Origin of the sequence: Acinetobacter sp. RG5, assembly GCF_031844265.1 — a bacterium.
Classification (GTDB): Bacteria; Pseudomonadota; Gammaproteobacteria; order Pseudomonadales; family Moraxellaceae; genus Acinetobacter.
In genome coordinates, this window is sequence record NZ_JAUZUV010000004.1 from 177,933 (window position 1) to 200,717 (window position 22,785).

A 22,785-nucleotide genomic window follows, 5' to 3' on the forward strand; every position below is an offset into this window, starting at 1 on the left:
GAACCTAATTTTTATTTCTAAAATCAATGCCAATTAAAATCTCCTTGGATTTTATTCCAAGGAGATTTTTTAAAGCTTAAAAGACTTTCTTCATATCACTGAATTGGCCTTCAACTTCCAATGTCACTGAAACAGGACTTTCAGTTCTATTACGCCAGAACCAGCCATGCTTACCATCAAAAGCTGCTTTTAATGTACCTGTTTGCTGAGTTTCATTACGTCCTTTGCCATAACCATGGTAAAAGCCCTTGGGAGCGTTCACTGGATCACCATGCGTGTCATAATTTAGACCACCGCCTGATGTTGTCCATTTAAAATTCACGCTAGCACTTTCCGGCATCGCCAACTTAATTTCAGTGGCTTGTCCGGGCTTCAACTCAACTGTCATTTGCTGCTTTTGAATTGCAGGCATTAGCATTTTTTCTGCTTCACCAATTGGCATAGATGATTGAATATTGGGGTCACTTGCAACTTCACTCGATATCGTGTTTGAAACTGCCTCTCCCATACCATTTTCAGACTCTTGAGCCAAAGATTGCTTAATTTCACCCATCGTTGTTAAGCCTAGAACTTTACCAACCCCAGTAGGATCAATATTGTATTCAGCTGGCATAACAACTGTAACTAAGACAACTGCAGCACTCACTGCAGCGATAATGGTTGATTTAACAAGTTTCTTTGCAGAAGGTAATTCAACATCTTGTGGAATTTGAGCGTTGTACATATTTGAAAATCCTTATTGAGTAACGAAGCCAGTAAGCTGAAAGCCCACAAGTAAAAAGCCGAGGAACATTAAAAAAACGTTGCTTTGATAAGCTGTTTTGAAGAAATACGGCGTTTTTCGCCACATTGTCATCAACAGCAAAATCATCGCTAAAGCCATAAATTGACCAAGCTCTACCCCGACATTAAATGCAATGAGGTTTGCCAATAGACCATCTGCCGGAACTTCATACTCTTGAATTTTTACCGCTAAACCGAAGCCATGAATCAGACCAAAAATTAACGTCGCTGCTTTAGTGTTGGGCTGGAAACCAAACCAACGCTGATATGCACCTAAATTATCCAAAGCTTTATAAACAATAGAAAAACCAATAATTGCATCAATAATGTATGCATTCATGGAAATGTTGTAATACACCCCAATCAGCATTGTCACAGAGTGACCAATCGCAAAAAGGCTGACATATAAGCCAATATCTTTCATGCGATATAAGAAAAAGATAATCCCGACGAGGAACAGCAAATGGTCATAACCTGTAACCATGTGCTTTGCACCAAGGTAAATAAAGGGAATGATGTGTACCCCATAAATTTCTTGAATATAGCCTTTGTCACCTTCCGCCACGCCATGGGCAAAAAGTGCAGAACTCATCAAAACTGCACTTAAAGTAATCAATAACTTTAAAAATGCCTTGAGTCTCACCCATTGTGAAAAAATAAATTGCATGTAAATCAAACTCCAAAGTTAACTAAAAAGAAAAGTTTCTAGCGATGTTTTGGGAGGTTTGAAAATACGGCTGATCATCAGATAGAGATAATTTTTCACTCTATCCAGGATCAAAATAAAGGTGAAAGTAAATAACAAAGTTATCGATTGACCAGACTGATATTCACCAAAATGCTCATGAAAATTATCATGATGAATATGGTTTTGCTTTTGATGCACATCATGAAAATGTACACCTTCAAATTCATAAACCGTATGTTCTTGGTATGCAGTCTCTGCATTGTGCGTATTAAAATGCAGGCATAGTGCAAGACTGATGATGCAGACGAACCACATCATCAAATTTCTAAACTTTCTATCTCTCACTATGCCTATCATTGCATTTTCACCTAGGCTTCTTGCTGCTCAGAAAAATCATCTGATTGCTTTTTACGTCCTTGGTTAAACCAAACGTATAGCGTAGGCAAAATAATCAACGTCAATAAGGTCGAAGATAAGATTCCGCCAATCACAACAGTCGCAATCGGTCGTTGCACTTCAGAGCCAATCCCAACATTCAATGCCATAGGGATGAAACCTAAAGATGCCACTAAAGCCGTAATTAATACTGGGCGAAGTCGTTCCAATGCACCGTGTCTAACAGCTTCAAGTAATCCTTCACCTTGATCTCTCAATCTCTGAATTGCAGACACTAGAACTAAGCCATTCAGTACAGCAACACCCGACAGTGCAATAAAACCAACGGCTGCTGAGATAGAGAATGGGATATCACGTAAAGCTAAGGCAATCACACCGCCCGTTAATGCAAATGGCACGCCCGTAAAGACCAGCACGCTATTTCTGACATTTCCTAATGCCATATAAATCATGGCAAAAATTAAGATCAAAGCCAGAGGGACAACAATCATTAGACGATTTGAAGCTGATTCCATTTGTTCAAATGTACCGCCCCATGTCAGCCAATAGCCTTCAGGTAATTTAAAGTCAGCATTGAGTTTAGATTGGGCTTCTGCGATATAACTTCCGATATCCGTACCACGAACATTGGCAGTAATTACAATTCGGCGTTTACCGTTTTCACGTGAGATTTGGTTTGGCCCCTGAACATTCTTCAATTCGATTAGTTCAGATAAAAGTACACTTGAACCATTAGGCAAATTCACTGGAACTTGATAAAGCTTGTCTAAGTCCGTAACGGAGTTCTGATCCATTCGAACCACAATATCGAACTTACGATCTCCCTCAAAAACCTTACCTGCTGTTTGCCCCGTAATCAGACTGGATACTTGCTTTTGCACATCTTCAGCATCAAGACCGTAGTTGGCGATCATGTCCTTTTTAAGCTCAACAGATACCGTTGGCAGTCCACTCAGCTGTTCAACTTTTAAGTCAGCTGTACCACTCACACCTTCTAAAATTTTCGCTGCAGCATTTGCTGATTCAAGCAACTGATCTAAATCATCACCATAAATCTTCACTGCAACATCTGTACGAACACCTGAAATCAGCTCGTTAAAACGCATTTGAATCGGCTGAGTGAACTCATAGTTGTTTCCATAAACGCCTTTTGCCACACGTTCAATATCGGCAACAACAGCTGATTTTTCTTTGTCAGGATTCGGCCATTCGCTACGTGGTTTCAATATCACAAAATTATCAGCGACGTTTGGTGGAACTGGGTCTGTCGCAATTTCAGCTGTACCCACTTTAGCAAACATGGTTTTTACTTCAGGAATTTTGACGATTTCTTTTTCAAGCGCATACTGCATTTCAACAGCTTGAGTTAAAGAAGTGCCAGGAATTCGAAGCGCATGTAATGCCACATCACCTTCATCTAATGAAGGAATAAATTCAGAACCTAAGCGAGTTGAAAGGCTTGCACTGAATACAAAGAAAATAGCGACGAACGCGATCAGCTTATAACGATGACTCAATGACCAATCTAAAATTGGGCTATAGACTTTCTTAATGAAATGAACAATCTTAGATTCCTCTTCCTTAATTTCACCTGTCGTGACCAAAGCCACCATTGCAGGAACAAAAGTAATCGAAAGAACCATTGCAGCCACGAGAGCCATAACAACTGTAGCTGCCATCGGTGTAAACATCTTGCCTTCAACACCAGTAAGCGTCATGACAGGCAGATACACTAAGATAATGATCAATTGACCATAAAGAATCGCTTTTCGAGATTCCCTAGTTGCTTCAAATACGGTAGCAAAACGTTCTTTACGCGTCAGAATCCGGCCCAACTCTTTTTGCTTCATCGCTAATTTCGCAAGTGAAGCTTCAACAATAACGACAGCACCATCGACGATGATCCCGAAATCTAGCGCCCCCAAACTCATTAAGTTTGCACTGATTCGTTGATTCACCATGCCAGTAATGGTCATGAGCATAGACAATGGAATCACCATCGCAGTAATGAGCGCTGCACGGAAATGCCCAAGGAATAAGAACAGAACAACAATAACGAGGATTGCACCTTCAAGAAGGTTTTTCTTTACTGTGTCGATTGTTGCATCAACCAAAGTTGTACGGTTATAAACGGCTTTCGCCTCAACACCTTCTGGCAATGACTCTTGGACTTTTTGTAACTTTTGATCTACCGCATGAGCAACATTTCGCGAGTTTTCACCAATCAGCATAAATGCAGTACCTAAGACAATTTCTTGCCCATCTTTAGTTGCTGCACCTGTACGTAACTCGTGACCAATTGATATTTTTGCCACATCTTTCAATCGAAGAATGTAACCGCTGCTTGTCGTAATAGGGATATTTTGAATTTGCTCAATTGAGTTAATTTGAGAATCTGAGCGAATCAAATACTGTTCGCCATTCTTCTCAATATAACCAGACCCTTTGTTCATGCTATTTTTAGAAATAGCATCCAAGATATCCTGCTGATCTAAACCAATACTGCGTAAATATACATAATCAGGCTGCACCACGAATTGTTTTAGATAACCGCCAATGGTATTGATTTCATTCACACCTTCTACATTTCGAAGCTGTGGTTTAATCACCCAATCTTGCAGAGTTCTTAATTCAGTGGGTGATAATGGATTTGGATTATCTTTTGCGTTCTCAACAGTGTACATAAAGATTTCGCCAAGCCCTGTTGAGACAGGCCCCATTGAAGTCGATATGCCACCCGGAAGTGTTGGAGTAACCCCTTGCAACTTTTCATTTACAAGTTGACGAGCAAAATAGATATCCGTGCCTTCCTTGAAAATCGCCGTAACCTGAGATAAACCATATCTCGATACAGAACGTGTGTATTCCAGATTCGGAATACCAGCCAAAGCCGTTTCAATTGGATAGGTCACTTGTGACTCCATCTCCATTGGAGATAAGCCTTGCGCTTCACTATTGATTTGGACTTGTACATTAGTAATGTCAGGCACAGCATCAATCGGCAGTTTAAAATAGTTATAAACGCCAAATGCACCGATAAACAGAAAGACAATCAGTACAAGCCATCGATTCTTGATCGAGAGCTTAACAATTTGATCAAACATAGTCGCTACCCCTTAGTGATCATGAGTAGCGCCAGATTTACCTAGCTCTGCTTTTAATAAGTAGGAATTGCCTGCTGCATACACCTGACCTGCTTTAAGACCAGATTTCACCTCAACAAAACCGTTATATTTATCGCCTAGTTCTAAAGGACGTGCTTCAAAGTCATTTCCTACACGGATAAATACCACATCCCAATCACGGAAGTTTTGTAATGCATCTTCACGCACAACCATGGCTTTCGTGCTTTGATTTTCAAATATTTGTGCGGTAACAAGCTGACCAGAACGCCATTTAAATTGGTTCGCAATTTCAATAAAGACTTGAGCAGTACGTGTTTTCGGATCAATCACATCACTAATGTATTTAATCTTACCCAGTGCTTCCTCCGTACTTTCCTGTACTTGAGGTTTAACGGTTACTTTTGCATCTGGATTAATTGCATTCAGCTTATCAGCCGGCACATTGACCACTGCAAGCAACTGTGAAGTATTTGCAATTTTAAAAAGTGGTGAAGCTGGTGTTACATTTGAACCCACAGCAGCAAGCACTTGTAAAACTGTGCCCGACATTGCCGCTCTTACTTCAATTGTTCCGTTACCTGAACCACCGTATGAACTGATTAAGCTATTCAGCTCATTTGCACGAGTCTGTGCATCATCGTATTCACGTTTTGCATTGATGTAGTCAATTTCAGGCGATACGCGTTTTTGAAATAATACGCGTTCCTGTTCCATCTTTTTGCGTGAAAATTGCAAATTATCTAATGCAATGGATCGCTCAGCATTTAAGCGGATCAGATCTTGGCTTTGAACAGTCGCTAACAGATCACCTTGACTGACTTTATCACCAATAGTGCGATAGGTTTTGATAAGTGTTCCGCTTGCTTTAGGCGTAATGAAACTTTCAAAATTGTCTGGGAATTTAAGCTCACCTTTAAGCTCAAGCGCATTCTCAAAAGTCATGGGTTCAACTTTAAGAAGTTCTAAACCACTGCTTTTGATACTGCTATCCAGCATCGTTACACGGCCTTCTTTGGTATCCCATTTCCAGCTGTGTTTCTTGCCTTGGTAATCAACATTTATCACCATCAAGAACGAATGCGGTTCATAAACAATTTCATCTCCAATCAAGTAATCACTTTCAGGCTTGAAGCGAATGGTTTGCTCAGCATCTAAGCGCTTAATAAAAATATTCGCGTTAATCTCACTCGGCTTTAAAGGCTGATCTTTGTAGTAGCCATAGACACGTAAATGCGGCTCTACACCTTCTTCAAAAATTTTGACCTCTGCTGAAAAGTCTCCATCACGATATAAGCGTCCACCATGTGGACCTTTTTCATCACCTGCGACAGCAGCTTTCTCTTCGACAGCTTCACCATGTGCAGAAGACGTCTGTGATTTGTTTCCTGTTTTGTACCAAGCCAGAGCACACAACATGACAAGTAAAGCCATAACGCCTGTAGCAATGACCGTATTCTTTGGTTTATTCATATTCTCTGCCCTTATTCTTGATCTAAATTCGTTACATAATTTCGTTCAACTTCTGCAATCTGATTTTGCAAAGCCAACCACAAATCAAATCGAGCGAGATGTTTTTCTAACCAAACTTGTTTAATGCTATTAAATTCCAGTAGTGAAATTTTTCCTGCCTGATAACCCATTTCTGCAATGCGTAAACTTTCTTTTGTTGCAGGTAAAACAGATTGGTCATATTGCTTGATTGCATCAATCAAACTGGATACCTCAATAGATTTGTTATCCAATTCAATCTTTGAATTTCGATTAATTAAATCTGAACGAGTTTCAGCATTGGTTTGCTGTGCTTGTGCGAGTGCAATATTTCCATTGTTGCGATTGAATATTGAAAGCGGAATTGAAGTAGAAACCAAAAAAACTTTGTCATCGGTTTCTTGATAATTACGCACACCAACGCCAAGCGTGATATCAGGAACCGCTTCTTTTTTTGCTAATTCAAATTGAGTTTTTGCCTGCTGTTTTTTTAGTAATGCCTGCTGTTCAGATAAGCTCACCTTGTCGGTAAAGTTAATCGTTAAAGGAACATCAATAGCATTGGCTGGTAAATCAAAAGCAAATTTTGAACACAGATTTTTCTGAAACTGAACCTTTTTCAGTTCATTTTGATAACGTAATTTGGACTCAGCAGATAAAGCTGAATTAAGTTGAACATCAGATGGAATCACCCGTCCATACTTTAGCTTTTCATTTAGAACTGTTGCTTGTCTTGCACTCAGCTTGCTCTCTGCAGCATAAATTTCTGCTCGCTGAGATGCTGTATACCAATTAGACATGCAGATTCGAAAATCGGCTTTTAACTCTGCTTGTCGTTGAGTAATCTCAAATTGGTTATTATTTCCTTGTAAACCTGCTAATTGCTTACGTAAAGCGAGTTTATTATTTAACGGAATTTCTTGCGACAAACCCATGAATGCAGTTGGGCCATCCAAGTCTTTCAGCTTAGAATTACCCAAATTATCCAATTCGACATTGAACGTAGGATTATTCATCCGACCAGCATATTTTTGATTTACATCATACGCCTGCTGAGATTGCTGCAAACTTTTTAGAACTGAATCATTTGCAATCGCTTGCTGCTGTAACTGTGCATAATTTGTTCCTGCAAATAACTGCGGAGCAATAACAACTAAGCCACAGGCGAAAATTACCTGACTTTTTTTAGACATGACTATACCTATACAAAAATGAAAAAATATTTTGTATAGTTAAATCAATTTCTTAGAACAATAAGCGTCTTAGTAAATGCGTAGGAATTACAGAGAAAGTTAATCCTTTTTCTTAGCTTAAAAGACCGAATGGGGCGTTCAAATAAGCCTAAAAATAAGAGGATTAAAGGTAAAGCAAAACTAAGGAAAAAGACTGGATCAATTGAGAAATGATCATCAGCTTGAATTGGCTTTACTGAATGATGAAATGCGGGTTCATCATAACTAGTCCAGTTATGATTTTTTTTATCTTGATCTGCTGTACTCAGAACTTCATCATGATGAGCTAATGACCATTGGCTCGAGTCTTCTGTTTCGACAGAAATACTTAATTCATGATGATGATCTAGATTTTTTGCTATAACAGGCGCCCACGTATAAATTCCCGTCGTTGTTATAGCAAACAAAAACAGGACTGATACGAGGATAAGTTTAAAAAACTTATTAGCCAACATAGCAAGTTAGATCAAAATGAAACGTGAAAAGCATACTGAATAGCTTCTAGGAAGTAAATCCTATATGAAAATATATCTCAAATTTTCAAGCTATCCTTTGATAAAGGGATAGCTTATAGGAACTGAAGCTTTATTTAGTTATTTTCTGGAACTGTACTAAAAGGATTTAAACTGTACCTAGTTTGAGTTAGTACAAAGTAAGCTTACTTATCTTAGAGGTGGTGGAAGTTTAACTAGCAATTGAAACTATTGTAACTATTAAAGAACGTCCATGTTCTTTAACCCAGATTTACCCAAGCTCGATCAAATTATCTTGTGAATGCTCTTCAGCATCATCCACTCTTTCGAATTCTTCTTTTGCCATAACAACATCCTCTTTAATAAGTGACATTAAAACTTCATGATTGATGAATTTCATAGCAGAAATAATTGCTACTAAGACTCCAACTATTAAGATAGCAAATTGAGAAAAAATATATGTATTTTCATCGACAAAAAACAAGTTCCATCCTAAATATTTAAACAACAAAGTTAAGAGAGTATTTGATATAAAAATTGGTACTGATGATACGTATAAAAGGAAATAAATTATTGGTTTAAATTTTAATGCCTTAGATCTATCGATTGAAATGAATACATCTTCCTGCCCAAATTTTTTAACTTCTATCTTATGTCTAATTTTTTTTATTTTATTGACCATTGAAAAAAAGTTATTAGGGGATTTTAGCTTAAGAATATTCACTTCCTTAAAGCCTAGTTTTTCAGTGGCAATCATTGCCTGTGCAAAGGCACTCTTTTCATAATCAGTGATATCAGCTCGCTTAATTTCTTCTTCATATTTTTTAACAGATACCGCCCTATCTGCATAAAATTTTGCACTATGGGTAAAGCGTTTTCTGCTATCTAACCAAGATAAAATTGGGTAAATAAAAATGATAAGAGGTAAATATTTTAAGATTACATCCAATGATTACTACTCCAAATGGCTAGTTAAACCTGTGGGATGAAATAGCACCCCACTCTATTCACTACTTCGAATTTGACCACTAATTAATGTTACTTACAATTTCCAATGCTTTAGCTTGGATCAAATAATGTTGATCTGTTTCATCTGGATCATACTGAACTCTAATAATTAAAGGGTTAGATTCAGCAGTACTTTTATCTTCTATTAACCCTTCTTGATTTTCGATCTTATATTCAATAATGCCATGCTCTGCAGCAAACTTTATGAGCTCTTTTACTTCATCGCTTAAGTTTAAAAAATCATTTTTACCTGCGATATATGTCTGAATATAAGACTCTGTATTCATATCAACCATATGAGAAATAACTTTGTGAGATGAATCGAACTGCTCACCTATTTCTGGCTTTTCTAAACAGATTTGAATTCGTTTTAAAGTTTTCGAATTGATAATCTTTTCTGCTGAAATTACTTCAGGGACTGTACTAACTATGATTCGTCCAAATTTGTCCTGCAATTTATCCGTTATAATTAGCTTCTTTAAAAACTTTTCAAGCAATCCAATTTGGATCTCATTTTCAGGGTCCTTCACTTCACAAACCAATTTTTGATGTAAAGGAAAGAATATAAATTTAAAGAATCTTGGATTTGCTTTTAAATTAGATGGAATATAGTTTTCCTCTACATTTTTATGGCGATTCCTTTCATTTTTTTCTTCGTCATACCAATCACTTGTAAGTCCATTACTTTTAAAAACTTCTCTACTAAAACCATTAAGCAAGTTCTCTTCATTTAATGGTTTTATAAAGCGAAATTTTAGATAGTTATTACGTTCCATTGGAATCGGTCTAGGATTTTTCCGAAGTTCTTCAAAAACCTCAACATAAGTTTCAACTGTTGTACCTTCTCGAAGTAATTTAATATCAACAACAGCATAGTTTACAGTACGGTTACGCGCCATTATTACAACCTCTAATTCAAAAATTTAATAGGATACTCAATGGCTTCGAAAAGCCATTGAGCATTATTTACTGGTTTATTTTTCTTTACGTACACCTTTAAAGGGTGTCTTATCAGATGTCTTAACATCCATAAAACGCCCAGTATCAGTGTCACGTTTAACCCAATGTCCACTTGGGGTTTGTGTTTGAGAACGATCACGAACCATTCCATTACGATGTCCATCGCCTGATGGAGGATTTGTAGCCATAGCTAAACTCCTTATTTCTGTTTAATTTAATCTGTTTAATCAGAAGGTTTCAAAAAGGGCTTTTCGCCCTTTTGAAGACTATAATCCAATAAATCTGATTAAGTCAAACAGTTTAATCAGATTATTTAATCTTTTATTGGTCGATAAACAAACTCATGCCCACCAGAAGATGCTGTTTCTTTTTCACCTAAGATATAACCTTGATTAAACAGTTTTTTTAGCTTCATGCTTGCGTTCGGAATAGAAACATCAAAATGATTAGCAATCAAAGAGGTTGTAACTTTTGGTTGTTCATAAATAAAATCTAGCAATTCTTGTGTTGCTGAATTAACTTTTGGACCTATCCAAAGCTGCTTATCTTCATGCTTAATTAACAAAGGTTGCTCTTTAGCCTCTGCACCGTATTGCCAATTATCTATTAAATCTTTGTTCTTAAAATTTGTTAAATAAAAAGCTTTTTCCCCACGGAAATTTTTTGCCAGTGATACGATACTTTCTCTCGGGAAAGAGGCATCTGTAGCATCAATACCTCGTAAAGATACCTCGAAAATAGAGTACTCAGGGTGTTCATCAATATACATTGATATAGCTTGATAAACCTCTCTCCCTTCTTGATTGCCAAAAGCAACAGATGAGTTAACAAGTTTTCTAAGCTCTATAAAATTTTTTTTAGTCATCTGTTAAATTTAACCTGTTTAAACAGCTTCAGTCAATTATAAAATCAAAACAGATATGTGTGCCATGTATATATGTTAGATTTCTAAGTATATCTTCACTAATCAGCTCACCTTTTCGATAGATCAATTGAATACTAAAATTATTCAACCTAATACTTAGATTTGCATCAAACCTACTTGCATTATCAGTTGTACTTTTAAAACCTAATCCTCTACCACTACTTTTACCAAACCGAGTAATTCTTCCTTTTGAAAAAACTTCCAATGCCAAACCTATATCTGATTCTTCTTGGCCCTCAGGATATTTTTTATATAGATCTGGATAGTTATGTTTAAGAGTCGTCCTTAATGTTGCCACTACTCCTCTACCACTATCAGAAATTACAGCTTGTATATGCTGTTTTGAATTCGGTGGACTATATAGCTGTAATCCAGCAAATCCCTTCAATTTAGACTCACTATGATCACTGACATTCCCAATAAATTCAGCAAAAAATAGAGTGGCTACATTCGCATATTCTGATGATGTCTGCGCAATAAAACTTGTCCTCAAGTCACTTTTTAATTGTTTATTTTCACTCTGTGGACAAATTTCACCAAACTCAACTAAAGACTGACAATTTCCCTTAAATTGTTGTGCTGTTGAATAAGTAGGTCGTTTAGGTAAGACAATGATCCCTTTATTGGTGAAATCAAAAAAACCATTTCTATTCAAATAGCTATGTGCTCCAGAACAATTATCAAGATCTACAACAACCTTAATGCCATAATCATTAAGCTGATTTATCAATGAGATAAATCTAGCAATAACTTCCAATAATAATTTAGTATTTTTTTTAAAGATAAAGGATACCCTTGCCGTATCCTTGAAAAAATCACATCCCGCTAAAACCTTATTTTCATATACTTCCGCATCTATCCATCCGGAAGGAAAATCAATTTTTATTTCTTTAACATTTAACGGATTTTTATTATTCCACGTAAAATCAGACTCATCTCTTATATAGACATCAGAATGCTGCGCTAGGAATGAATTTATTTCTTTTTTATTCCATCCAAGAATTGCTGCTATTTCAGAGCCTTTTAAATTAGGTCTTACATCCAAAACACTTGCTATTGACTCTCTCACCTATCCCCCTCAAATATTTTTAAATAAATTAGGCTAAACAGAAGTCACCATTAATGATGGCTTCTGTAAGTAAAACTAAACCTCTTCCATCTCGATCAAGTTTTCCAAGGTCTGACTAAACGTATCTTGGAATGCTGAATCTTTACGGTAAAGGTTATACAAGTCCACCATATTCTTACGCTGTACTACCATAATTTCATCGAGCATCTTTTTAAATACCAATGCTCTGTTCTGTGGGTCTTGCGTCTGCTTATACTTCTTCATAAAGTTTTGATGCTGCTGAATACGTTTCACCAAATCAATGATTATCACCCGTTGATCTTGTGGTGTCGCACTCCAATCCTGAAACCACTTTTCATTAAACTTGGCAACGATCGAATCTAAAGTTTCATCATCATTTTCTTCGCTTGGATTACGAGGGTTTGGATTTTGTGGATCTAAAACCGTTTCTTCGGCATCAAGCGTAATGGTCTTGTTGATATGCTCACGCTTCAAGGCATAAGTACTTAAATCGACTGATTCCAACAGGTCATCAATACCATTTAAGCGTCCATCTTGTACATTCAGTTTCGGAATAAGGAATTTTAAGAACCAATACAATTGCTCCCACTCCTTGTTATTAAACCGTGAGATGGAAGAGACTTGAGCATAAATCTTAACGAACTGTTTTGCCTTAACTTTAAAATCAACCCGTTGCTCATGTTCCCAAGAGTCTTTTCTCTCTTCATCGAAACGTGTTGCCACTGTATCAATGATTGGGCTTAGATCACTGCCTGACGCATTACTAAAGAACAGTTCATTAAACTTCACCACTTCATGTAATTCGTAAATGCCTTTGTCATCTAATGCTGTTTTAATGTCATTCAGTACATTGACATTTGTTGCTTCAGACAATGAAGTCGAGGTGTAAAAATCATCAAAGGCTTTTTTAATATCATCAACATCATTGTAAAAATCTAAGATAAACAAGTCTTCTGTGCGTTTGTTGTATTTAGGCGCAGCACGGTTTAAACGTGACAAAGCCTGTACACATAGTACGCTTGTGAGCTTTTTATCAATATACATCGTGGTCAGTTTAGGCTGATCAAAACCAGTCAGATATTTGTTTGCTACAACCAAAATGCGGTTTTCATCTAGATCAAACTTTTCTTTTGTTTTTGTGTCATTAAAGCCATTCAACGATTCTTCAGTATAGGTTTTACCATCAACTTCTTTCTCACCTGAAAATGCAATCATGATGTTAAATGGTTTATTTTTTTGCTCTAGCAATTTTTTAAGTGACAAGTAATAGCGGATCGCAGCTTCAATGCTTTGAGTCACGACCATGCCCTTTGCTACGCCTTTGAGTTTTTTCTTATTGACTACATTATCAATGAAATGCTCCAGCATAATACTGGCTTTCGCATCAATCGATTGTTGCGACGCTTCCACATAGGCTCTTAAAATACGTTGTGCTTTTTTCGATTCAAACATTGGATTGTCTTCAATCGACTTTTGAATCTCATAAAAGCTCTTATATGTCGTATAGTTTGCCAACACATCTAAAATAAAGCCTTCTTCAATGGCTTGTTTCATACTGTATAGATGAAATGGTACATATTTGCCTGTCGCAACATCTAGTTGACCAAACTTTTCTAATGTGGTGTTTTTAGGCGTTGCAGTAAAAGCAAAGTACGATACATTTTCACGCTTTTTACGTGTGGTCATCATTGCCACAAGCATGTCCTGAACATCATCAGCATTTTTTAAGGCTTCATTGCCCATTGCTCGATTCATGCTGTTATGCGCTTCACCTGACTGTGAGCTATGTGCTTCATCAATAATAATGGCAAAATTTTTATCACTTAGATCAGTCACGCTATCCCAAATGATACGGAACTTTTGAATAGTGGTGATAATAATTTTTTTACCCGTTTCTAAAGCACTTTTTAGCTCTGCACTGTTCATTGCAGGGGCAATAATGTTTTTGATTTCCGAAAAATCTTTAATATTATCGCGCAGTTGTTTATCTAAGATTTTACGGTCTGTCACCACAATTACCGAATCAAACAAAGGCTGATGCAATGCTCGTTTGCCTGCTGCTAGTGCATTGTCTGGGTATGCTTCAATCAATTGAAAGGCTGCCCAAGTAATCGAGTTCGATTTACCCGAACCTGCCGAGTGCTGAATCAGATACGGTTTGCCCACACCGTGTTGTGACACATCACGAATGATTTTACGCACCACATCAAGTTGATGATAACGTGGGAAAAACAAGGTGCGTTTGCTGAGTTGATCTGAATCTTTACCGTCTAAACGGACAAAGTGTTGAACAATATTAACCAAGCTTTCTTTGGCAAAGATTTCTTCCCACAAGTATGCCGTTTTATATCCGTTTGGATTAACAGGATTACCTTGCCCACCTGATGCTGTACCTTTGTTAAATGGTAAGAAGTAGGTCTTTTTACCTTCTAATTTGGTGGTCATATAGACTTCATCGGTATCGACAGCAAAATGCACCAAGCAACGTGCAGGCGTAAGCAATGGCTGTGTTGGGTCACGATCTTCACGATATTGTTTTTGACCGTGATAACGTGCTGTTTGATTTGTCCATGCATTTTTAAGTTCCATCGTCACCAATGGCAAACCATTAAGGAAGATGACCATATCAATTTCTTCACGACGGTTTTTGAGTGAATACTGCACTTGTCGTGTCACGCTAAAAATATTAGACGCAAAATTTTGTTTAACCGATTGGCTACTGCTTGCCAATGGGCATGGGTACATAAAATGAAAATGTTGCTCATCAAGTGCCATGCCTTTTTTGAGCATATAGGCAATGCCATGTTTTTTAATGAGCTTGTCAAAACGTCCTAGAATTTTTTGTTTCCAGTCGTTTTTATTATAGGCTTTGTAGGCATCTAAGCTATCTTTTTGAGTGCTTTCTAAAAATTGAAAAAACAGTTTTTCATCAATGGCATAGTCTTCATTAAAGTCGGACACATGCCCGATGACATAGCCCAAACCCGTATGGGCTTGAGCGATGCCTTGAGCAAGGTCTTCTTTACAGATACCGACCAATGCACGTTCGATATTTTTTTCTAAAGCCAGTTCGTTTAAATTTTTGTTCACAAGTATTCCTCTACGCTCTGCATTGGCGGTTTATAATTTTTTAAAAGCTATATGAAGATTTATGCCACTTTAATTTTGCCTGTAACAGCATCATTAATGAGTGTGGTTTTATATTCTTTAAGCTTTTCAATTTGTGCTGTTAGATTGTTAAGAGCTAAATCAATTTTTATAGATTGCTCATTAATCGCTTCAATAATTTCATTCTGCTCTTCAAATGATGGAAAACCAATTTTCATATTGAAGAACATATGCCCATAAAATCGGAGTCGTGACGAATGTAAGCCAGTGGATACACGATTGTAATGTTCAATATATTTAGTGGTTTTCAATAGATACTCTAAATATTGAGCATTAAAGATATTAGGTTTCTTCTGTCTATAAACACCATAAGACGGACTCACTATTCCTTCATAAGCAGAAACCCCCAATGCCCCCATCCATGCCCACATAATGTTCATAACTAAGTCATTCTTTTTACATAATTTAGAGCCTGAATAATCTTCAGCCATAAACATAGAAACAATTTTTTCAGAGCGTGGCGTTACACCTGTCATATGTGAAACAGATAATAATTCTTCTTGCCCTTCAGATGAACGTTCATCAACTTCATCAAATAAAAATTTAGCTCGGACAACTTCCCAATGCTCAGGAATCTGCCCAATCCACTTCACACCCGAATCCATCGTTGGTACATTTGGATTTAAACCTTGCGTCACTGCTTTTTGAATCACAATTTGCTTACGTTCATTCAGTAAAGCAATTTGCTGTTCTTTAATGGCAATAGCTTGGTTCAGCTCACCAACCTTTGTATCTAAAAATTGTGATATTTCATGCTGACAATCAACATCAGGTAACCAAATAGTCGTGTCTTTAAGAATCGACTTAGTAATGCTATAAACTTTTACACCTTTAACAGCTTTACGAATTTGATTTCGAAAACTTAATGAATCAAACACATAAGCCAAAAATCTAACATTAATATTATTTTTAGGTCGAACAATGACTGTATGATAACCAGCAAAGGTCATCTGATGGCTATTCAAGTAAGTAAAATTTCCCGATCCATCAATATCTTCTGATGTATCAGCAAATACAAAGTCACCATATTTAAGTAAAGATTTTGGTGAACTTTTCAAGTAACTTTCCGATACACATTTTAATTGGTGAGCTTCAGGATTGACCTCAAAACCATATTTAGAATGGACTTCACCATAATTTACACAGGGAATTCCGACATCTTCTAAGTTTTCTTTAGTAATGTTTAAGCCTTTTCCAAAGTCACAAATATCTCGAAATCTTAAAACTTCCCAATCATTAGGTATCTCGCCTAAAGCTTCCACACCTGAATCTTTATAAGCATCATATTTATTAAACATTCTGCTTCCCCTTAAAGACCCAAAATCTGTGCAATCAAACCATCGGCTTGTTTCTCAAGACTTAAAATATTCTTAGCCACAGCTTCAAGCGAACGCAACGGCTTATGTTGGTAGAAATACTTATTAAAACTGATCTCATAACCAATTTTCACCGAATCCAAATTAATCCATGCTTCATCCACATGCGGTTTTACTTCATCTAAGAAATATTGGTGAATACGCTGATTTAACGGCACTGATTCGCTGTCACGGATATCTGCATTGCTTTCATAAGTGATGTACTCACCTTTTTTGCCTGTTGCAAAATAACCAAAGTCAGCTAAATCAGATTCTTCACAGCCTAAATGCTCAAGTAGCTCAGCCAACTTATCGCCATTCAACTTCACGACTTTCTTCAGCACTTTCTCAGCGGTTTCGTCATACCAGCTCACGGCATTTAAAATGCTGTTCTTTTCAGATGCAGATAGTTTTAAATCAAGGGATTTAATTGCTTTATCTACGTTGTCTTTAAACACATTAAAGTCACTTGATTCCGCTTCACCCACTTGCGCCATAATTGCTTGAGCAGATTCAAACAACGTCTTGAGTGATGTCCAATGCTTAATATCAAACAGCTTGGCTTTTGCTTTGGTATTTAAGCTGATCTCTTGCTTCTCACACCAATCTAAAACGTCTTTTTCCACTTCTTTGAGCTTGCCTGCTTGGTACAGCGCATCGCCATAGTCAGCAAACATATATTCCATTGGCTCAAGCAAGGATTTATCAAAACGTAATGGCTGTAAACGCTCCAAACTAAACTGCGCTTTACGACGATCAGGACGTTCGATATTGACTTTATAATAGCCAAAATCACTATTATTAAAGACCTTAGAGGCTAATCCAATTGGATCATTATTGGCATCTAAACCACGCTCAACATCTTGCCCATTGAGGTACACATTTAAAATTTCCTCAAGATGCTCAGGTGCAAACTCACAGTTCTTTTGTCCTAAGTTTTTACGTAACTTACGGTAAAGCAAACTTGCATCAATCAGTTGTACTTTGCCTTTACGTGACTCAGGCTTGTTATTGGATAACAACCAAATATAAGTGGTAATACCCGTGTTATAGAACAAGTTGTTTGGCAATTGAATGATGGCATTCAGCAAATCATTTTCGATGATATAACGACGAATGTTGGATTCGCCGCCACCTGCATCACCTGTAAATAAACTTGAACCATTATGGACAGAAGCAATACGGCTACCAATACCATTTTGCTCAGGCGAGCTCATCTTACTGACCATTTCCATGAGGAATAAAAGCTGACCATCGCTCGAACGTGGCGTTGCATCTTCTTCTTTCAGTTCACCCCAATAGTTTTTAAGCTCGACTCTAAAACGTGGGTCGATGACTTTTTTATCATCGACAATGTATTTTTGATCTGATGCCCAGCTTTTACCATACGGAGGATTTGACAACATAAAGTCAAAACGTTTTGAGGCAAACTCATCACTTGCCAAGGTCGAACCCACACGTATGTTTTCAGGGTTATTGCCCTTAATCATCATGTCAGATTTACAGATGGCATAGGTTTCGTCGTTAATCTCTTTTCCGTAAAGGAAGATGTCACGATCTTCATCGCTATAACGCTCTTCAATAAAGTTTTGTGCTTCAGTGAGCATACCTCCACTACCACAGGCAGGATCATAGACAGACAAGGCATACGGAATACGGTCTTTGATTGGGTCAAAGACCAAATGCGTCATCAGGTCAATCACTTCACGTGGGGTAAAGTGCTCACCTGCCTCTTCATTATTTTCTTCGTTAAATTTACGAATGAGTTCCTCAAATACATATCCCATACCGAGGTTAGACAACCCCCCGAGCTTATAGCCATTTGGATCTTGCGTTTCAAATGGGCTGAGGTTGATGTATGGAGATACAAATTTTTCCAATACATCCAACAATACATCTTTGCTTGCCATGTGGCGGATTTGAGCAAATAAGTTAAAGCAATCGATAATTTCTTTAACGTTATCGCTGAAGCCACGTAAGTAGTCTTCAAAGTTTGCCAATAGAATTTGCTGATTATTAGTCGCTGTTTCAAATAAGCTTTTGAGCGTCCATTGTGAGCTGTTATAAAAGACATAGCCTGAAATATGACGGAGTGGTAAATCATCTAATTCAACGAAATCAGGTTCAGCTTGTTGATCCTGAACTTCAGCTAAAATTGCAGCTTTGGTTGGTTCTAATAAAGTATCTAAACGACGTAACACGACCATCGGTAAAATGATGTCACGGTACTTACCACGTACATACACATCGCGTAGACAATCATCCGCAATAGACCAAATGAAAGAAACCAATTTATTGTGAACTGAATGATCCATGTTTAGACCTAAAACTATCATTATATATGTCGCCAATTTAACACTATTTTCAAATAGTTGGGCAGTGTGTATATTGGCTTCTTTAGGCTTATACGCCAAATTATGTCGCGAAATTTGGTCTAATGAATCTACTCATGCGCTCAGACTGCTTTGCGTAAAATTTAATTCTACTTTAATAAAGAACAGGTTCTCATATGGCAGATTTTGATTGGATAACTGAAGACTTAGGACGCATCAAAAATGAGCTTCGATTAGCTCGTAATACAGCAAGCTGCCGAAAAATTTATGATTGCATGAACATTTCTCCTGAGTTAATGGATACTACTGATCTAACACTCGCGTTCAGACGTGCTTTTGGAGTTTTCTTAGATCCATCTCTTATAAGTGTGAAATTTAATATCAATACAGAAACAATATATATATTGAGAGATTGCATACATAAAGACATTATTGAATATGAGCACCCTTTAGAATTAGAAACATATAACTTAAATATTATTAAAGATATAAATTTAGATTCTGATGAAAAATATAGAACTCTTAAAATACTTCTACAAACCAATATAAATCATATTATCAATATTATTACTTTAATAAATAATACATCTGACTTATCACTTTCCAATGATTATTATGAAATAGAAAAAAATATTTATCTTCTTACTCCAGAATTTATTTTATTTTTAGAATTATTTGGAAATCACCATAAAGCTTATGAGTGGTATTTCTCACAATTCGAAGCAGCCACCCAAAAAGAAAATTTTAATAGAATTTCTAATGATTTTAAAATTATAGCCATAGATTATGAAAATGATATTAAGAACCAAATTATCGAAATATCTATAGAAAGTTTCAAAAATTCAAATTACTGTCAAAATAACAAAGACATAAATTTAAAGAATGATTGGGAGTATGTGGGCTATTTAGCTTCAATAAAGGGAATTGAAGTCGCTGTATCTGATACCGAAAACAAAGTATTGGAATCTTTTCTAAAACTAAAAGAATCTCAAAAACTTTTACTTCACTATTATATTTACCAAAGTAAATATGATGATTTATCTATAGATAAGATGCCTACAGATATTAAAAAATATACTTATCTAGACCTATGCACATATTTAGGAATAATAGCTAAAGATATTTGTAAACAAGCATATATCGAATATTCTAATCAAAATGTTTCACAGGAAAAATAAGGGAGCGAAAGCTCCCTTTCTATTCACGGCTTGCCAACTTACTTTCAATCCATTGATGGATCTCATAAGCTGACCAACCGATACGGTTTTGGGTGATTTTGACTTTCTTTGGAAAGGTCGGATCGTAGTAGGGTGAGTTCTCATCCATCATTTCATAGATGGTTGAACGTCCAACGCCAACTAACTCTACGACCTGCTTGATACTAATCAGTTGGTTCATTTGGAATGTTTGTCCTACAAATGTACTCATGGTGTTTACTCCGATCTCATGATGTCGAGCAACTCGCTCATGAGATACGGCAATCCCGTAAGGTTTTACACTGTCCGATTCAATTCAACGCAGTCACTGAGCCTTTTAAACCCTGTTGAATATTAAAAGACTCATTTTTAACAACTGACTGCTGTTGCTCCTCTGTCTGATAAAACTCCTCTACTACATCCAATCCTTCCTCTATATCCATTTCAAATTTCGCATTAGCAAAGCCCTGTCGTGCCATCTGATCGAGTGCCTCTTGATTGAATCCAGCCTGCTTACTTTGCTGATCAATCTCATGTGCAGTGTGAATCGCAGACTGCAAATCCACACCCTCTCTTAATGTTAAATCCACATAATACACAGGCTGACGATAACTCTGCGTTGTACTCTTACCTCGTAATGTCAGTTGTAGTGGCAAGCATGAAAGCAAACCATTTGATGCTGCATGGTAGTAACTCAGTCGAGCTGCCAAAGTCCGAATGCTGTTAAAGCCTGTGGTTCTAAAAATGAATGTGCCAAATTCATCCGACTCATCTAAGTTCACATGTAAACGTCCATATGGTTTGCAGTGTCCACCTTGAGCTAAAGGACATAAATCAGGAGAAGGGCATGGATGCTGTTCAACACCTTGGTTGGTTAAACGCTGACAAGTTTGACCATCACCCACACAGACAGGACGTCCAGTCTGGCGATCAAATAAGATGTATTCTGCGCGTAAGTTCAGATCAGGATCATTAAAGATCATGCGGACAGGGATTGAACGGAGTTTCTGATTCGGAGCATTCGCTCGAAGCTGTTCATCTAATGGGTGCTTGACCCATCCTTCTTTATTTTGGATTTGCGAGGTTATGGTGAATTGATCATCTTTTTCAGGTAGACGTTTGCCATTCTTTTCCACGATTCGACCAATACTGATACGTCCAAGTGTAGGCGGTGTGATCGCTAGACCTTTGATCATGGTGATACTCCTATATTTAATTCCTTACAGATTTGGGTGCTTCTATGTAGGTCAGAACACGGACCAAATAAGTTATCCAAATGTTAAAAAGCTGAGTTTTAGCTGCAAAGATCGCGACCGATTTGCTCTCTACACATGATGTAGAGAGCGGGGAGCGATTTTTGTGCATTTTTGATGAAGTGAATGAGATGGGCTTAATCGATATAGATGTTGAAGCGACGACTGCCCTGTCTTTTCAATGGGTATTGATCAATAAGATCAGGCTGATGCTTAAGCAGTGCTTTGGTATCCAAACTGACACTATCATTGGCTTTCTTCCACACTACTGAACCACGACTAAACGTGGCACGCTCTGCATCCTTCATCATCATTTGGATTTGATGCTTGAGTTGATCGAAGCGTTCTTGCTTATGCTGAATCTCTTCTTTCAGTTTGATCAGCTTATCGAACATGAGATTGGCTGTTTCATTCTGTGATAGATCTTCAACTGTTAGTGGTACATGCATTGGATACAACTGCTGAATGGCTTTGGCTGCCGATTCACTCGCATCCACAGATGGTGGTGTATCCTTTTCCACACATTCCCAGAAGTAACGTTCTGCATTAATGATGTGCTGAATCACAGATTCAGAACGAGTGACTTTAAAGATTTTGGTTTCATGCCCACAGAGCAAAACACAAACATGGGCTGCCTGTTTTCCTGTCACAGCTAATTGGTGCTGTACCTGACACAAGACATAAAGGGGTACGCCATCACGCCACAGCTTTGCTCCATGCTCCCCTGCTGTTTTACATTCAAGGATCTGTACTTCATCACTCCCGACAACGGAGTAATCTAAGTTTGCCAACATGAAATGTTTGTCAGGATCAGGGTGCTGTAACACTGCATTGACTCGACGTACCTTATTGTTGGTGTGCATGCTGTAATACTCAGCCACTAAAGGTTCAAGTTGCTTGCCCCAATACAGTGGTGCAACCCCTGTACTTTCATCTTCAATGGACTGAGCTTGTCGACCTGTTTTGATTAGCCACAGTTCTAGCATCGACATGTATGGGTTTAATCCACATGCCGTAGCTGCGTCACTGCTACCGATACCTTGCTTACGAACTTCAAGCCAATCTTGATACGCCATATCTTTGGTGCTGACTAAGCGTTTTGCAGAATTAGCTCGCTTGGTTGTGGCTAATGGGTTTAATGCCGTTTGCACACCTGTCTGTACAGATTGATTAGAAATCGGTGCAATTTGATTCATAGTTCTATCCTTATAAATTTCAGTTTTGTAAAAAAGAAGCGCATAAAAAAGCCATACCCGACACGAGGTCGGGTATGGCGATATGCATGCTGATTCAGATTGTTGATTGTGAGTTG

At 37.4% G+C, this 22,785-nt stretch carries 19 protein-coding genes; 1 reads left to right on the top strand and 18 read right to left on the bottom strand.

Going from position 1 to position 22,785, the window contains the following annotated elements; genetic code table 11:
• Positions 1-76 precede the first annotated feature (76 nt).
• From Q9R21_RS06385 to Q9R21_RS06455, 15 genes are all read right to left on the bottom strand, one after another.
• Positions 77-724 carry a transmembrane anchor protein gene (locus Q9R21_RS06385; protein ID WP_311203936.1) on the bottom strand — a complete coding sequence of 216 codons (648 nt, stop codon included), beginning with the start codon at positions 722-724 and terminating at the stop codon, positions 77-79.
• A 12-nt stretch (positions 725-736) separates the two neighbouring features.
• Positions 737-1,450, bottom strand: coding sequence for a HupE/UreJ family protein (locus tag Q9R21_RS06390; protein WP_311203937.1), 714 nt, complete (start codon positions 1,448-1,450; stop codon positions 737-739).
• Positions 1,451-1,468: 18 nt separating this feature from the next.
• Positions 1,469-1,828, bottom strand: a complete 360-nt coding sequence (locus Q9R21_RS06395) for a hypothetical protein (protein WP_071321139.1) — start codon at positions 1,826-1,828, stop codon at positions 1,469-1,471.
• An 11-nt stretch (positions 1,829-1,839) separates the two neighbouring features.
• Positions 1,840-4,971, bottom strand: a complete 3,132-nt coding sequence (locus Q9R21_RS06400) for a CusA/CzcA family heavy metal efflux RND transporter (protein WP_311203938.1) — start codon at positions 4,969-4,971, stop codon at positions 1,840-1,842.
• 12 nt (positions 4,972-4,983) lie between these two features.
• Positions 4,984-6,462, bottom strand: coding sequence for an efflux RND transporter periplasmic adaptor subunit (locus Q9R21_RS06405; protein WP_311203939.1), 1,479 nt, complete (start codon positions 6,460-6,462; stop codon positions 4,984-4,986).
• 11 nt (positions 6,463-6,473) lie between these two features.
• A complete protein-coding gene (locus tag Q9R21_RS06410) occupies positions 6,474-7,673 on the bottom strand; it encodes a TolC family protein (RefSeq protein ID WP_311203940.1) in 1,200 nt (399 codons plus the stop codon).
• Positions 7,674-7,717: 44 nt separating this feature from the next.
• Positions 7,718-8,167: a hypothetical protein gene (locus Q9R21_RS06415; protein WP_311203941.1), complete on the bottom strand. Its 450-nt coding sequence runs from the start codon at positions 8,165-8,167 to the stop codon at positions 7,718-7,720.
• A 289-nt stretch (positions 8,168-8,456) separates the two neighbouring features.
• On the bottom strand, positions 8,457-9,134 hold the full coding sequence (locus Q9R21_RS06420; RefSeq protein ID WP_034675506.1) for a hypothetical protein: 678 nt from the start codon (positions 9,132-9,134) through the stop codon (positions 8,457-8,459).
• A gap of 79 nt (positions 9,135-9,213) precedes the next feature.
• Positions 9,214-10,092 carry a DUF4747 family protein gene (locus Q9R21_RS06425; RefSeq protein ID WP_311203942.1) on the bottom strand — a complete coding sequence of 293 codons (879 nt, stop codon included), beginning with the start codon at positions 10,090-10,092 and terminating at the stop codon, positions 9,214-9,216.
• A 75-nt stretch (positions 10,093-10,167) separates the two neighbouring features.
• Entirely contained in the window at positions 10,168-10,341 is a 174-nt protein-coding gene (locus tag Q9R21_RS06430) for a hypothetical protein (RefSeq protein ID WP_171260619.1), read from the bottom strand.
• Positions 10,342-10,466: 125 nt separating this feature from the next.
• On the bottom strand, positions 10,467-11,018 hold the full coding sequence (locus Q9R21_RS06435) for a DNA-binding protein (protein WP_071321145.1): 552 nt from the start codon (positions 11,016-11,018) through the stop codon (positions 10,467-10,469).
• Positions 11,019-11,046: 28 nt separating this feature from the next.
• Complete coding sequence (locus Q9R21_RS06440) at positions 11,047-12,147, bottom strand: ATP-binding protein (RefSeq protein ID WP_311203943.1); 1,101 nt, start codon at positions 12,145-12,147, stop codon at positions 11,047-11,049.
• Positions 12,148-12,222: 75 nt separating this feature from the next.
• Positions 12,223-15,258, bottom strand: a complete 3,036-nt coding sequence (locus Q9R21_RS06445; protein WP_311203944.1) for a DEAD/DEAH box helicase family protein — start codon at positions 15,256-15,258, stop codon at positions 12,223-12,225.
• 59 nt (positions 15,259-15,317) lie between these two features.
• Complete coding sequence (locus Q9R21_RS06450; RefSeq protein WP_311203945.1) at positions 15,318-16,634, bottom strand: restriction endonuclease subunit S; 1,317 nt, start codon at positions 16,632-16,634, stop codon at positions 15,318-15,320.
• Positions 16,635-16,645: 11 nt separating this feature from the next.
• Positions 16,646-19,006 (bottom strand): class I SAM-dependent DNA methyltransferase, encoded by a 2,361-nt coding sequence (locus Q9R21_RS06455; RefSeq protein WP_311203946.1) that lies wholly within the window; start codon positions 19,004-19,006, stop codon positions 16,646-16,648.
• Positions 19,007-19,200: 194 nt separating this feature from the next.
• Here Q9R21_RS06455 and Q9R21_RS06460 point away from each other — a divergent pair, with 194 nt between their 5' ends.
• Positions 19,201-20,202: a hypothetical protein gene (locus Q9R21_RS06460; RefSeq protein ID WP_071321305.1), complete on the top strand. Its 1,002-nt coding sequence runs from the start codon at positions 19,201-19,203 to the stop codon at positions 20,200-20,202.
• 19 nt (positions 20,203-20,221) lie between these two features.
• On the opposite strand, the gene Q9R21_RS06465 is transcribed toward Q9R21_RS06460, so the two are convergent.
• From Q9R21_RS06465 to Q9R21_RS06475, 3 genes are all read right to left on the bottom strand, one after another.
• Positions 20,222-20,452 carry an AlpA family transcriptional regulator gene (locus Q9R21_RS06465; RefSeq protein WP_071321306.1) on the bottom strand — a complete coding sequence of 77 codons (231 nt, stop codon included), beginning with the start codon at positions 20,450-20,452 and terminating at the stop codon, positions 20,222-20,224.
• 79 nt (positions 20,453-20,531) lie between these two features.
• Positions 20,532-21,416, bottom strand: a complete 885-nt coding sequence (locus Q9R21_RS06470; RefSeq protein WP_071321307.1) for a hydrolase or metal-binding protein — start codon at positions 21,414-21,416, stop codon at positions 20,532-20,534.
• A 194-nt stretch (positions 21,417-21,610) separates the two neighbouring features.
• Positions 21,611-22,669 (bottom strand): lambda-exonuclease family protein, encoded by a 1,059-nt coding sequence (locus Q9R21_RS06475; protein WP_311203947.1) that lies wholly within the window; start codon positions 22,667-22,669, stop codon positions 21,611-21,613.
• Positions 22,670-22,785: the final 116 nt, after the last annotated feature.